Here is a 14,765-nt window from a genome sequence, read left to right as displayed (position 1 = left end):
AAGAGTTCGAGACAATGGTCCGAACTCTTTTTTATTGCAGTTAAATTTCGTTTGCTAGTCCCATACTTCTTCTTGACCAAACTTTTTCTGTCTTCTAAATAGCCTTTGGCCAATTAATTTATATTTCTTAGTGGCAATTCCAAGTCCTGTCAAAAGGATCAATATAATTATAACTATTAGAATTGCAAGTTGAGGTGTAAATGATGGTTTATCGGTCTGAGATGCGGGAGACTTTTCGCTAGTACCTACATCATTTTTTGCCGTTACCATATACGAATAATAGGTGCCCTTTATACGTGGGGCAGCCATATCGATATAGTTCGGGTTAGTTAGATTCGATGCGACTGGCTTGTAACTGCTGCTGAGTCCAAAGCGATTAATTTCCTTTCGATAGACTGTATATGAACCTGTACCAAATGTGGGATTCCAGGAAAGTGAAACAGAATCTTTATTTTTCCTTTTGGCTAATACCCAGTCCGGTGAATCAGGTGCTGTTGTCATTTTTGTATGAAAGGAATAGATGCCAATCTGTTTTTCAATTCCACTGGAAACGGAAGATACTTTCCAGTAGTAGCGTGTATCCGTATCCAAGTCAGCTAAAACGATAGACGACGAAGAAATGGTTTGATCAGATACAATGTTTTTAAAAATAGGATCGGCAGCCACTAGTACATGATAGCTGTCTGCCACGGACAGGGCTTCCCAGTTCAAAGAAACTTTGGATGGCTCCACCTCTATTTCCCCGCTTTTAGGAGAAACAGTAGGGGATGAAGAAGCCGGAACCACATGAATCATCCGGGAATCATGACTGGCCAGAATAGCCGTGAATCCTGAGTTCATATTTCCTAAATCTTGATGGCTCCACATATCACGAACCAAAGCTGGTCCTTCAATATCCAAGTCTGACCAATTAACAGCTACACTTTGAGTAGATGTACCAATATTAAAGAGCACAATATTGTACGAACCATCCGGCAGAGTTTGATAGAATACTTGAGAATTAGATGTTTTATATAAGCGTTTCCCTGGTATTCCACTTTGGTTGACACCAATAATTTCATCATTCGTAAGTAGGCTGATTCCATAGTCATCGAGCATTGTCAGGTCGCTGCCTATAACGAAATGGGATGCGGCAATGGCCCATAAAGATACATATGAACGTTTTTCTTCTATGGTTAAACCATCCTTACTTCCGTTAGCCACATTTAATGAATCCAAGTCATTCCAACCGCCTGATCCAGCATGAGGCTGCCAGTTTGCAACATCACTAAATCTTCGGGACACCTTTTTCCAATTGGTGTGTGTAGGTGTGCCGTAGGCCTCTACATCGTGGTCAGTCCGCCAGCCATTGGATAACTGCCGCCAGGTCGATATATGCTTGATATCCAAGTTATTGGATAACTCTACATGAATCGGTCTCCCTGTTTTCTTCAAAGCTTTTGCCCATGACTCAATATCAGGAATGTCTTGGTTACGAACTCCGTCAATCTTAAGGTAATCTACTCCATAGGAAGCAAACAGCCTTGCCCAAGAATCGATATATTCCTGCGCCCCAGGTTTTGAGTAATCGATTGCATACATATTGTCGAAATTAAAGCTAACTTTTTGACCTTTGCTCAGGTCCACAATATCTTTTGCATGGTAGGGAGTTCCTTCAATCGGTGTGTTTTGATCAATCGCGCCTTTAGGAATCCCAAGGGTTACATACAGACCAAACTTCAAACCTTTTTTGTGGATATAGTCCCCAACCGCTTTCATACCATTTGGAAATTTCTTAGGGTCGACTACCCATCTGCCATACTTGTCCACGGTTGTCGTCCAATCAAGCTGATAGTAATCATCAAGGTTTACATATCCGTATCCGTGCGACTTAAATCTTGCTGCCATAATATCAGCAGCCGCTTTAATGTTTTCCTCTGTCGGCTTCTTACGAATTGAACTCCAGCTGCTCCAGCCCATAAATGGGCGCTGGGCTAAATTGTTATAGGAAGAAGCTTCGACCTCATCCAAATCAATAATGGAAAAAGGAAAGTTACCGGCAAGGATGAATGTGCACGTTAATAAAGTTGAGATAACCTTCTTAAGCATAAAACTTCCCCCAAGATTTATAGATTTAATTGATAAGAAATAGTTTTATAGTTATTAAGTCAATAATATTACAGAAAACTTATTTTTTTAATGAACAATATGTTCCAACTTAATCGGTTGATTTAGTAGAATTTTTTTAAATTCTTACTTTACACATTGGATTAATTGGAGTAAAATTTAGAAAACTTTTAAAAAATGAAATCTGCCGATTGGTCGTCCAAAGGCTCCTTAACACATTCGTGTGTTTTGGAGCTTTTTTTATTGGCAACGGTAAATAATTAAATTGGGAAAGGGGTTGGAAGAATTGAATATCGATCATCTAGAAGCGTTTATGTATGTGGTTCATTTGGAAAGTATCCATAAAGCTGCAGAAGCTCTGTATTTATCTCAGCCAACCGTTACTGCGAGAATTAAAACATTGGAACGGGATTTAGGCATTGAATTATTTTTACGAAAGGGGAGAAGCTTGACATTATCGGAAGAAGGGAAAGCCTTTATTCCATATGCAGAGCAAATCATACAAACCTACGACCAAGGAAAGAAACTATTGAACAAAGAAGATAATCCAGAGGAAATTGTTATAGGGGCAAATATTATTACCTCACAATACTTTATTCCGTTTGCCCTTCCTTTCTTGAAAAGATCCCATCCCAAGCTGCGATTTAAATTTATCTCAGCGCCAAACGAAGTATTGCTGGAAAAACTTCTTCAGAAACAGGTCGATATCGCCTTTTTAAAGGAGGTATCTCATCATGGAATTCAAAAGCATGAGCTCTTAAATAATTCCGTCAGATTAGTAGTTTATCCGGATCACTCATTTCATTCTCAAAAAAATATTACTGTCCAGCAATTGGCTTTGGAACCGATGGTATTTTTCGAGTGTGGTGCTTTTGACTGGAATCGGATTCACAAATTATTTGAAGTGGCCAATGTAAAACCCAATATAGAATTTTTAGTGGACCATCTTGAAGTGGCAAAATCGATCATACTAAGCAAAAATGGCATAGGATTTTTACCTTTCTTATGCGTAAAAAAAGAATTGGAGCAGGGTGATCTTATCGAAATCGATGTTTCACATTTTATTCAGTTAAATCAGCATATTTATGCGGCTTACTTAAATAATAGTTATGATAATCAACAGCTATGGAATGATATTCTTTTTTCTGTTAAAGAATTTGAAAAGCAAAGCATCATATGTAATTAATTATTCCTATTTGTTGATTGATTTTTTCTATCAGTTAACATATTGCCATTACCATCTTCTGGGTGATAGGATTAATCTCAATTAAATAAAACAGCTCACGAACTTTACAAAGGGAATAGTACAATTATAATTCCGACTATTCTGGTTTGTATTATTGGTTTTATGTATATAAGGAGGATGACGTTTATGAAACCTCAAAGTAAAAATTCAATCAGAACATATACAAAGACTGTAAGTTCCTTAGCAGCCAGTAAGTATCTCAACTTGCCGGACTTGCAGTTTTTTATTTGGTGTAACCAACAGTACGGAGTCAATCGAGGGATATACAATACGATTGATCAATGGTTTTATGAATATGGAATTGACAATATATATTGCCGAAGAATTCAGCTCTTAGCGTTTTTAGATTTTGTCAAAGATGAGATGCACGAGCCAAATAAACAAAAATTTATTCGCTTTGGCCATGGTGGGCTAACAAAAAGACTGAATGAATTTCTGAAAGATGATGCTCAAGGTGGAAAGGTAATACCACTGTAGAGATAAAACAAACAAATAGAATCTTGAAACGTAAATGCTTAAGCGGGCGGTCATTGCCCCAAGAATCCCAAAAAGTGATTTGACGCGGTAAATGAAAAGGCAGTTCATTGCCCCAAGAATCCAAAAAAGTGCTTTGATGGTAAATGAAGAGGAATTTCCTTGTCCACAATGTCGTTATTGTTTTTTGATAGAATTTTTTTATCAATAATCTATTTTTTCCTATCAGCAAAAGTATTGCCAGCTCAGTATTTTCAGTGATAGGATTAACAACAATTAAAGCAAAACATACTTTTCATATTGGTAATATCGGAATAAAAATGGAGGCGAAAATAAATGAGTTATCAACTAAGTATTTTAGATCAGAGCCCTGTATTTCCTGGAACCACTGCTTCTCATGCATTACAGAAAACCGTAAGCTTGGCGCAAAAAGCGGAAGAATGGGGCTATTCACGTTTTTGGGTATCAGAGCATCATCATTCAGAACAAGTGGCAGGTTCCTCACCTGAAGTATTGATTTCATACCTATTGGCACGAACCAACTCTATTCGAGTTGGCTCAGGAGGAGTAATGCTGCAGCATTATAGTCCATATAAAGTTGCTGAAAACTTTCATGTCCTATCGACACTTGCTCCAGGCAGAGTTGACCTTGGTATAGGAAAAGCACCAGGCGGGCTTCCATTGTCAACAAAAGCCTTACAATTTGGGACAGTCAATAATGGGCATGACTTTAGTGAAAAGATTTCATTATTGCAAAAAATAATTGAAAATTCAGTCGAAGATGATCACCCGCTTGCGGGAATCCAAGCAACTCCCATTCCCAATGAAAAACCTGAAATTTTTCTGCTTGGTGCAAGTGTAAAAAGTGCAGAACTTGCTGCAAGTCTAGGAATCTCATTCGTTTTTGCCAAATTTATCAATAGTGATGATAGAATACTTCGAGATGCGGCAATTGCCTATCGGCAAGGTTTTCCTAGCGGAAAATTCATCATTTCACTGGCGGTTATTGCCGCTCCTACCCATGCTGAAGCAGAAGAGCTCATAGGTAATAGAAAAATTGTAAAAGTCCATCTGCAGAGCGGACGATCGGTGACATTACAATCGCTTGAACAAGCAAAAGTGTTCGGAAAGCAGGCTGGTGAACCATATGAAATCACGGAGCAAGAAGCCGATATTATTACAGGAACCCCTGCTTTGGTGAAAGAAAAGTTAGACCAGCTTTACAAAGCCTATCAGGTGGATGAATTTATTTTACATACACCAATTGAAAAAGATGAAGAAAGAATTCGATCCTTTCAGCTATTAAGCCCATTATACGAAGCAGAAGAGGATATCAAGCAGACACCAAATAAGGAATATGCCGCCAATAAATAAAGTAGATTCATTTAAAACAAGCTAGGAAATGATAACAAAGTATTTAAATCTATAAATAGGGCCACTTTAAAACGTTAAAACACACTATTCATGTAGGAATAGTAAACAATGAAGGGGGAAATAAAAATGCCAGCAAAAAGACAATTAAAATTAGGAACGATCATTCATGGCGTCGGAGGAAATATTGCCGCTTGGAGACATCCAGAGGTATTAACGGATGCGAGTGTGAATTTTGATTTTTATAAGGAACAAGCACAAAAGTCTGAAAAGGCAAAATTCGATTTTGTTTTTATTGCAGATGGTTTGCATATTAACGAAAAATCATTGCCTCATTTCTTAAATCGGTTTGAACCGCTAACAATTCTATCTGCACTTGCTGCCGTAACGAAACGAATTGGCCTTGCTGGAACCGTATCAACTTCCTATAGTGAACCGTTTACTGTCGCAAGACAATTTTCATCACTTGATCATATAAGTCATGGCCGTGCCGGCTGGAATGTAGTTACTTCTCCATTAGAGAAAACGGCATTAAACTTTAGCAAAACGATCGAGGAGCATCCTGATCATCCAAAAAGATATCGAATTGCCTCTGAATATCTAGATGTAGCCAAAGGATTATGGGATTCATGGGAAGATGATGCCTTTATTCGAGATAAGGAATCAGGGGTATTCTTTGATCCTGAAAAATTACATCAATTAAATCACAAAGGAGAGTTTTTCTCTGTACAAGGGCCATTAAATATAGCCAGATCGAAGCAAGGACGCCCGATCATCTTCCAAGCCGGTTCCTCTGAAGATGGGAAAAACCTTGCTGCCAAAGATGCTGATGCCATCTTCACAGGTCAGGCTACATTAGACGCAGCACAAAAATTCTATCAAGATGTGAAACGCAGGACGGCTGAATATGGCAGGAATCCTGAACACATTCTTATTTTGCCAGGCATCGAGCCGATTGTTGGGAAAACAGATGAAGAAGCAGAACAGAAATATCATGAGATTGCTAATTTAGTATCGATTGAACAGGCTTTGAATTATTTAGGACGCTTTTTTGAACATCATGATTTTTCACAGTATCCACTTGATGAAGCATTTCCAGAAATCGGGGATTTGGGATCAAACAGTTTCAAAAGTGGAACGGATCTTATCAAAAAGGAGGCGAAAGAACAAAACTTAACCCTCCGGCAGGTAGCGTTAAGGGCAGCGACACCAAGAACACCTTTTATTGGAACGCCAGAAAGAGTAGCTGATCTTATCCAAGAATGGTTCGAAGGCTATGGAGCCGATGGATTTATTATTCATTTCAATCTCCCAAGCAATTTAACTGGATTTATTGATCATGTAGTGCCGATTCTGCAAGAACGTGGATTATTTCGAACAGAATATGAATCTGACACATTGCGGGGGAATCTCGGACTTCCATACCCGGTTAATCATTATGCACAAGCTACAGTGAAAAATGGATAGGAGGCGTTTGCAATGAAACAAGTTAATCAGACAAAATTATTAGCCATTCTTTTAGTATTTGTCCTTTTAGTGTCAGGCTGTGCAAGTAGTACTAGTTCTAAAAATAGTAGTTCACAAGAAACAAACAAAGAGGCCGCATCACAACCAAGGTCAGGAGGAGAATTAACCTATGCACTGGCAACATCTCCTGATTCACTTGATCCCGCTCGAAGCGGTTTAGCGGTGGCAGTTCGTGCTTTCAGAACGATTTTTGATAGCTTGGTAGTCCAAGCGCCTGATAACACAATAAAACCGTGGCTTGCAACGGATTGGACGATTTCAAATGATGGGAAAAGTTATACCTTTACGCTGCGTAAAGACGTAAAGTTTCATGATGGAACCCCCTTTAATGCAGCAGCTGTTAAATATAGTTTTGACCGTATAAATGATCCCACAACTCAAGCAAAAAATGCCGTTGCTCTACTGAAACCGTATAAATCATCCGAAGTCCTTGATGATTACACCATTAAAATCAATCTGGCAACACCTTCAGCCTCGTTTTTAAGTAATTTAAGCCAGGCCATGCTTGGGATTGTTTCCCCAACAGCTGCAGAGAAGTATGGTGATCAATTTAGTAAAAACCCCGTAGGAACCGGACCCTATAAATTTGTCAGTTGGTCAGAAAACGCAGACATTGTTGTTGAAAAAAATAAGGATTATCAATGGGGACCCGCAAATGTAGAAAATAAGGAAGCACCTTATTTAGATAAAATTACATTTAAAATCATTCCAGAGGAGGCAACCCGTATCGGCAGTGTCCAAAGCGGGCAAGTGCTTGCGGCTGAAACTGTCCCGCCGCAAAATATCGCTGCGTTAAAGAATGATTCGAAAACTCAATTACTTAAGGTAAATACTATTGGCCTGCCATACACTCTCTTTTTCAATCAAAGAAAAACACCATGGAAGGATGTGAAGGTCCGGCAAGCAGTTCAACTTGCCGTTGATGTGGATTCGATTGTAAAGACATTATACTTGGGAACATACGAAAGGGCATGGTCACCAATCTCACCTGGCATATTAGGCTATGATAAATCGCTTGAAGGCGAGACAAAAGCAAATATTAAAAAAGCCAACCAAATTCTTGACGAACTTGGCTATAAAAAAGGTTCGGATGGGATCCGGGTAAAAGATGGAAAGCCATTTACATTGAAATATGTAGACGGATCACCTAATCGTGAGAAAAGAAATGATATTGCTGTTATAGTCCAGCAACAGTTAAAAAAGATTGGAATTAAAGTAGAAATAAACATTACGCAAGATGTTGCCACCGTTATCTATAAAAATGCGGATTATGATTTGTATGGGAATAGCCAAGTTAATTCTGATCCCAATGCTCTTAGTGCAATTTACCATACACGCACAGCTGCAGAGGAAGCTGTTTTTAAAGGCTTAACTGGAGGTTCAGACCCAGAACTGGATCAGTGGCTCGAGCAAGGAACTATAGAGCTGGATCCTGCAAAACGTAAAGATATTTATAAGAAAGTACAGCAAAAAATAATAAAAGATGCCTGGATCATTCCAGTTTATGTTTTCCCATACACCGTTGCGGCTTCTAAAGAAGTCAAAGGAATTACTTTCGACTCATTAGGCTATCCATTGTTCAATGATGTCAATGTTGAAAGATAAAGAAAAAAGGGGCTGATACATTGTGGCTATACTGAACAAGATCCTTTTAAAATTATTGACTGCAGTTGTATCGATTTTTGGCTCCTTAGTCCTTGTCTTTTGCATCATTTATCTGCTGCCGGGGGATCCAGTGCTTTCTATGCTTGATCCCTCTGTTGCCACACCCGAAATGGTAGCAAATTTACGCAAGGAATTGGGGCTGGATCAACCGTTTTATCTGCAATTCTTACACTATTTTATGAGTGTCCTACATGGGGACTTCGGTCAATCGTTAGTCAACAGGGATCTGGTTCTTCCCAAGATTTTAGAACACTTTCCTGCTACGCTTGCTCTAACACTAGCCAGCGCTTTAGTTTCGATTATAATTGGTGTATTTTTTGGTGTATTATCTGCGATTTACCGTAATAAATGGATCGATTTTATCGCCCGTTTGATCGGTTTATTTGGGATATCGATGCCGACATTTTGGTCGGGGATTTTACTTATATTAATTTTTTCAGTATTCCTGAACTGGTTTCCTGCAATGGGTTCAGATGGCTGGAAAACAATTGCCCTTCCATCACTTTCCCTCGGTTTTGTAGGTGCAGGATTAATCATTCGAATGGTGCGTACTAGTATGCTGGAAGTGATTAATGAACCATTCATTGTTACATTAAGGGCTAAAGGCCTTTCCGAACGTGCAGTCATGTATCGACATGCTCTTCGCAACGCCCTTATTCCTGCGATTACCATCATTGGTCTAAATATTGGAGAGCTTATGGCCGGTACAGTCGTTATAGAAACGGTATTTTCAAGACAAGGAATCGGCCGAATTGTTGCGGATGCCATTATGGCGAAAGACCTGCCTGTAATACAAGGTGTTGTCTTCTTCAGTGCGATTGTATTTGTGATTATCAATCTGTTAGTAGATCTATCCTATTCGATCATTGACCCAAGGGTACGCAGGACTAACTAAAAGGTAATAGAAAAATTATAAGCTGGAGGGAAATATAATGAAGGAAGTGGTTAATACCAAATCGGTGCTTCAGGTTCCAAAATGGAAGTTTGCAAGATTAAACACAAACTTCTCCGTTTCAAACTTCTTTATTTATGGTGCAGGTATAATTGTAATCTTCATTATTACCTGCGCCTTATTTCCAAAGTGGATTGCCCCCTATTCGCCAACCTTTATGGATACAGCCCATACCTTAAGTGCCCCAAATTCGGCACATTGGTTTGGAACAGATTATTTTGGGCGAGACGTTTTAAGTCTTGTCATTTATGGAAGCAGGGACTCGCTTATAATTGGGATTGCTTCCGTTCTCATTGGAGGATTAATAGGCGGAATAATAGGTTCCGGAGCCGGTTATTTTGGTGGCTTCATAGATGTCGTTTTTATGAGGTTTATTGAGATTTTGATGACCATTCCTGCGGTTCTCCTTTCCTTAGCGATTGCTGCCGCACTCGGGCCTGGTTTATTTAATATTGTCTTAGCGGTTGCTGCAGCATCCATTCCAGGATATGCACGGGTCATGAGAGGGCAGATGATAGCGATAAAAAAACGCCAGTATGTAGTTGCCTCTCGCTCAATTGGTACACCGGAGTGGAAGATTTTTCTATGGCACCTGCTGCCCAATTCCTGGTCCCCTCTGTTAGTCATGGCAACAATTGGTCTAGGATCCTCCATTTTAATTGGGGCAGGGTTAAGTTTTCTTGGACTGGGAGTAATTAAAGAAATTCCTGATTGGGGAGCACTACTTTCACAGGGACGCGGTTATTTGACGGTAGGATGGTGGATATGTACTTTTCCTGGCTTAGCGATTACTCTTTTGGTTCTCTCTGTAAACATTATGGGGGATAAACTGCGGGATACCTTTGATCCAAAAATAAGTAAAAAGAGATAAAGGAGGAACCTCAAATGGAGAAGTTACTTGACATCCAGCATTTAAAGGTAGATTTTGCGTTAAAAGATTCTGTTCTTACCGCCATAAACGATGTATCGCTACATATTAAAGCCGGGGAGACTGTCTGCCTTGTCGGAGAGTCTGGAAGCGGGAAAAGTGTTACCTCAAAGGCAATCATGAGGCTAATCGATTATGAAAATGGAATGATTTCAGATGGAAGTATAGTACTGAATGGAGTTGACCTCACCCAACTCTCTCAAAAGAAGCTCCGTTCGATTCGAGGTAAGAAAGTGGCGATGATCTTTCAAGAGCCAATGGCTGCTTTCGATCCCGTGTTTACAATAGGAAGCCAGATTATCGAAACCATTCTTGAAAACAAGCAATCTACTAAACTGCATGCGAAAAAACGTGCCCTTTATTTGCTTGAACGAGTGGGCATATCCGATGCTGAACTACGATTGAATCAATATCCGAACGAGTTATCTGGAGGCATGCTGCAACGGGCCATGATTGCGATGGCGCTTGCTTGCGGACCGGACCTTCTCATAGCGGATGAACCTACGACGGCCCTGGATGTTACCATACAAGCACAAATTTTGAAACTACTTCAAGAATTGAAAACTGAGTTTGGCATGTCTATTCTTTTAATTACACATGATATGGGCGTTGCAGCAGAAATGGCAGACCGGATTATTGTGATGTATGCCGGCCGAATCGTAGAGCAGGCAACGGCAGCACAATTGTTTGATCAGCCCCATCATCCTTATACACGTGGGTTGATGCAGTCGATTACGACGATGGATAGTGATCGAAGTAAAAAACTCTATTCTATCAATGGATCTATCCCGGGATTGGCCAATTTGCCATCGGGTTGCCAGTTTCATCCCCGCTGCCCCTTTGCAACGGATCGTTGTAGAGTAGAATCACCGCCTTTAATAGAAGTGAATAATCGACAAACTGCTTGCTGGTATGCAGAGGAAATATTGAAGACTGATTGGAAACAATCAGTAGAAGAAAAAGTGCTGGTGTCTGAAAATGAAGTTCTAACCAGCTCAAAGCACTCTGCAGCAACTTTGTTTACAATTCAGGAAGTGAGTAAATATTATCCGATTGGAAAAAGTCTTTTTTCTCGAAACCAATCCTTTATTAGAGCAGTGGACAAAGTCTCATTCACCATTGAAAAGGGAGAGACATTTGGTCTTGTTGGAGAATCAGGCAGTGGAAAGTCGACATTGGGCCGGGTTCTTTTACAGTTGGAAAAGTTGACTAGTGGTAACGTTTTTTTTCAAGACCGGAATTTAACAAAATTGGGGGCAGGAGAATTACGTGAAAAGCGGAAAGATATGCAAGTGATTTATCAAGACCCCTATGGTTCTGTAAATCCTCGATGGAAGGTTGGCGATATTATTGGCGAGCCATTTCAAGTTCATGAAACACTAAGTCTAAAAGAAAAGAAAAATAGGGTTCAAGACTTGTTAGAGAAAGTTGGCCTAAATAAAAACGGGTTTGATCGATATCCACATGAATTTTCTGGCGGGCAGCGTCAGCGTATTGCTATCGCAAGAGCACTTGCGCTAAATCCACAGTTTATTCTAGCTGATGAAGCTGTGTCAGCGTTAGATGTTTCTGTTCAGGCACAGATTATTAATTTATTGCAGGATTTACAGAAAGAGCGCAATTTAACCTATTTATTTATCGCACATGGTTTAAATATTGTCCGTCATGTCTCAGATCGTATTGGGGTGATGTATTTAGGTCAACTGGTGGAATTGGCCGATAGTGAAGAACTGTTCTTGCATCCTGCCCACCATTATACCAAAGGACTAATTGATTCAATTCCAGTCGCTGATCCTTTCTACACCAGGGAACGGATATCTATACAGGGAGAAATACCATCCCCATCGAATCCGCCGAGCGGCTGCCGTTTTCATACCCGTTGTCCGGCTGCGACGGCCCGTTGTCGAGAAGAACAACCCCGATTTAGGGAAATTAATAAAGGGCATTGGGCTGCCTGCCATAATCCTATTTAAAAAAGTAGAAGGACAAGAACTGAACGGGGGGAACTACTAATGAAAATTGTTTTGTTTGACCTTATGAGTAATCATCTAAATGGTGTAACAGGTGAAAATTTAACGGCACAGGAAAGAATTCAACAAGTGATTGATCAGGCCGTTTTGGCAGAATCGTTAGGTTTTGATGGCTATGGGGTAGGTGAGCGGCATGGGGCACCGTTTTTATCATCCTCTCCAGCTGTAATGTTAACAGCGATTGCTGCCAAAACCTCAAAAATTCGCTTACTGCCAACTGTTTCAGTTTTAAGTGTGCTTGACCCGGTTAGAGTCGCAGAGGATTATGCTACTCTTGACCATCTTTCTGGTGGGCGATTAGAATTGATGATTGGCAAAGGCAATGATCCACGCCATTACCCGTTATTTGGAATAACGGAGGAGGAGCAATGGGCTTCCCTTTCTGAGCGTTACGATCTTCTTAACCGCTTATGGACGGAAGAAAATGTCTCGTGGGAAGGAAACTACCGTTCGCCATTATATAATGTAACGACAGAACCAAGACCATATCAAAATCGGATACCTATTTGGCATGGGAGTGCATCGAGCCCACTTTCTACTGAACTGGCAGCAAAGAATGGAGAGCCCATTTTTTCATCTAATGCTTTTCATCCAATGGCTAAATATAAAGCATTAATCGACCATTACCGCGAACGTTTAGAATATTATGGGTTTGATTCGAAAAAAGCGGTTGTCGGTGCTGGGGCTGGAAGTTTGTACTTGGCCGATACAAAGGAAGAAGCTATTAACCGTTTCCGGCCGTACTATGATATTCAAATGAATACAGAGGCCGCAAAACATAACCAATCACCATTTAAGGATCTTGAGGATCACGTTGAAAATGGCTCAGCCTTAATTGGAAGCGCAGAATTTGTTATAGAGAAGATACTCAAATATCACCAGGCATTCGGACATCAAGTACAAAGTATAAGTGTGGGTGGCTTAAGTAAGGAAGAACAATATGAGCAGCTAGAAAGGTTTGCTACGGATGTTATGCCAGTTCTTAGACGAGAGGTTCCAAGTACAGTTTGGGAAACGGAAGCGGCTGTGGTGGAATCTTAATACAATAATTGTGAATTCTGACAGAAAGGGGTATTCATGAGCAAACTAAGGAGAAAAATGCATCTAAATCTATTTTTGTATAATATGGGACATCATGAGGCCTCATGGCGTCATCCGGAATCGACCTCTGATCAATTGATGAACTTCTCTTATTATAAACAATTGGCTCAAAAAGCAGAAATGGCAAAAATGGATTCTATCTTTCTCGCAGATCGTATTTCAACTTCACCAAAGACTGTCGATAACGGGCCGCTTATTTCCTATGAACCAACTTCATTATTATCGGCTTTGGCAGCAGTTACGGATCGTATAGGATTAATTGGAACTGTATCTACAAGTTTTAATGAGCCTTACAATGTTGCGCGAAGATTTTCTTCCCTTGATTTTCTGAGCAATGGGCGTGCTGGCTGGAATATCATAACTTCTGGAACTGATAGTGAAGCACAAAATTTTAATCTTGAAGAAATCCCTGATCATGCTAAACGCTATAAAAAAGCAAAAGAATTCTTAGAAGTAACGAGGAAGCTTTGGGATAGCTGGGAAGATGATGCTATTCTAGCTGATAAAGTGAATGGGATTTTTGCAGACAAACATAAAGTACATGAAATTCATCATAAGGGAGAATTCTTTAATGTTCGTGGACCGTTAAACATTCCAAGTTCCCCACAGAAAAGACCGGTACTCGTTCAAGCAGGAACATCAGAGGATGGAAAGGAGTTTTCCACTCAATATGCTGATGCCATTTTTACCGCACAGCAATCCTTTGAAGATGCAAGAGCTTTTTATCAAGATGTAAAAGCAAGGATAGCCAGGAACGGCAGGGACCCGAATCAAGTGAAAATATTGCCGGGGATTAGTTTTATTATAGGGAATACAGATGAGTATGCCAGAGAAAGAGAAGAAGAGTTAGCCGAATTCATGAATTTTAGCCATAGTTTAATACAGCTTTCGAATAGAATTGGGGTGGATCTAACTTCCGTTTCTTTAGATGAACCGCTGCCCAATCTTCCTGATACAGTGGAAATTCAGGGTCACCAAAGTCGCACTCATTTGATCATAAAAATGGCTCAAAGTGAAAATCTTACCGTTAAACAATTATTGATTCGTTTAGGAGGAGGAAGGGGACATTTTACAATCAGCGGGACCCCAAAGAGAATTGCGGATGAACTTGAATTTTGGTTTCTTAACAAAGCAGCTGATGGTTTTAATATCATGCCACAAGTAATGAATCGTGATTTCGAACCATTTGTCAATTTAGTTATACCAGAATTGCAGCGCAGACAGCTCTTTAGGACGGAGTATACAGGATATACATTGAGAGATCATTACGGTCTGCCGTTTCCAAAAAATCAATTTGTATCTTTATAACTGAATAAAATATCGGCTTTTTTTATTGCTCTAATTCCCACTAAGTTAATGTGTTTA

11 protein-coding genes are annotated in these 14,765 nt (G+C 39.9%); 10 read left to right on the top strand and 1 reads right to left on the bottom strand.

The window, feature by feature from the left end; translation table 11 throughout:
• Nucleotides 1-54 precede the first annotated feature (54 nt).
• The gene (locus AC59HZ_RS11005; protein WP_496545834.1) at nt 55-2,088 is read right to left on the bottom strand and encodes a glycoside hydrolase family 27 protein; all 2,034 of its coding nucleotides are present in this window, start codon (nt 2,086-2,088) and stop codon (nt 55-57) included.
• A gap of 304 nt (nt 2,089-2,392) precedes the next feature.
• Here AC59HZ_RS11005 and AC59HZ_RS11000 point away from each other — a divergent pair, with 304 nt between their 5' ends.
• The 10 genes from AC59HZ_RS11000 (at nt 2,393) to AC59HZ_RS10955 (ending at nt 14,708) form a co-directional block, all read left to right on the top strand.
• Nucleotides 2,393-3,292, top strand: coding sequence for a LysR family transcriptional regulator (locus AC59HZ_RS11000; RefSeq protein ID WP_496545833.1), 900 nt, complete (start codon nt 2,393-2,395; stop codon nt 3,290-3,292).
• Between the two features lie 186 nt (nt 3,293-3,478).
• Nucleotides 3,479-3,829, top strand: a complete 351-nt coding sequence (locus tag AC59HZ_RS10995) for a hypothetical protein (RefSeq protein ID WP_496545832.1) — start codon at nt 3,479-3,481, stop codon at nt 3,827-3,829.
• Between the two features lie 333 nt (nt 3,830-4,162).
• Nucleotides 4,163-5,200 carry an LLM class flavin-dependent oxidoreductase gene (locus AC59HZ_RS10990; RefSeq protein WP_496545831.1) on the top strand — a complete coding sequence of 346 codons (1,038 nt, stop codon included), beginning with the start codon at nt 4,163-4,165 and terminating at the stop codon, nt 5,198-5,200.
• A 126-nt stretch (nt 5,201-5,326) separates the two neighbouring features.
• Nucleotides 5,327-6,664, top strand: coding sequence for an LLM class flavin-dependent oxidoreductase (locus tag AC59HZ_RS10985; RefSeq protein WP_496545830.1), 1,338 nt, complete (start codon nt 5,327-5,329; stop codon nt 6,662-6,664).
• A gap of 12 nt (nt 6,665-6,676) precedes the next feature.
• Nucleotides 6,677-8,329 (top strand): ABC transporter substrate-binding protein, encoded by a 1,653-nt coding sequence (locus AC59HZ_RS10980; RefSeq protein ID WP_496545829.1) that lies wholly within the window; start codon nt 6,677-6,679, stop codon nt 8,327-8,329.
• Between the two features lie 28 nt (nt 8,330-8,357).
• The gene (locus AC59HZ_RS10975) at nt 8,358-9,284 is read left to right on the top strand and encodes an ABC transporter permease (RefSeq protein ID WP_496546043.1); all 927 of its coding nucleotides are present in this window, start codon (nt 8,358-8,360) and stop codon (nt 9,282-9,284) included.
• 37 nt (nt 9,285-9,321) lie between these two features.
• Nucleotides 9,322-10,212 (top strand): ABC transporter permease, encoded by an 891-nt coding sequence (locus tag AC59HZ_RS10970; RefSeq protein ID WP_496545828.1) that lies wholly within the window; start codon nt 9,322-9,324, stop codon nt 10,210-10,212.
• A gap of 14 nt (nt 10,213-10,226) precedes the next feature.
• Nucleotides 10,227-12,242: an ABC transporter ATP-binding protein gene (locus tag AC59HZ_RS10965; protein ID WP_496545827.1), complete on the top strand. Its 2,016-nt coding sequence runs from the start codon at nt 10,227-10,229 to the stop codon at nt 12,240-12,242.
• 39 nt (nt 12,243-12,281) lie between these two features.
• The gene (locus AC59HZ_RS10960; RefSeq protein ID WP_496545826.1) at nt 12,282-13,340 is read left to right on the top strand and encodes an LLM class flavin-dependent oxidoreductase; all 1,059 of its coding nucleotides are present in this window, start codon (nt 12,282-12,284) and stop codon (nt 13,338-13,340) included.
• 36 nt (nt 13,341-13,376) lie between these two features.
• Nucleotides 13,377-14,708, top strand: coding sequence for an LLM class flavin-dependent oxidoreductase (locus tag AC59HZ_RS10955; RefSeq protein ID WP_496545825.1), 1,332 nt, complete (start codon nt 13,377-13,379; stop codon nt 14,706-14,708).
• The last annotated feature ends 57 nt before the right edge of the window (nt 14,709-14,765 follow it).

It is taken from the genome of Neobacillus sp. DZ-9 (assembly GCF_059587065.1).
This window is presented reverse-complemented; position numbering and strand designations above follow the sequence as displayed.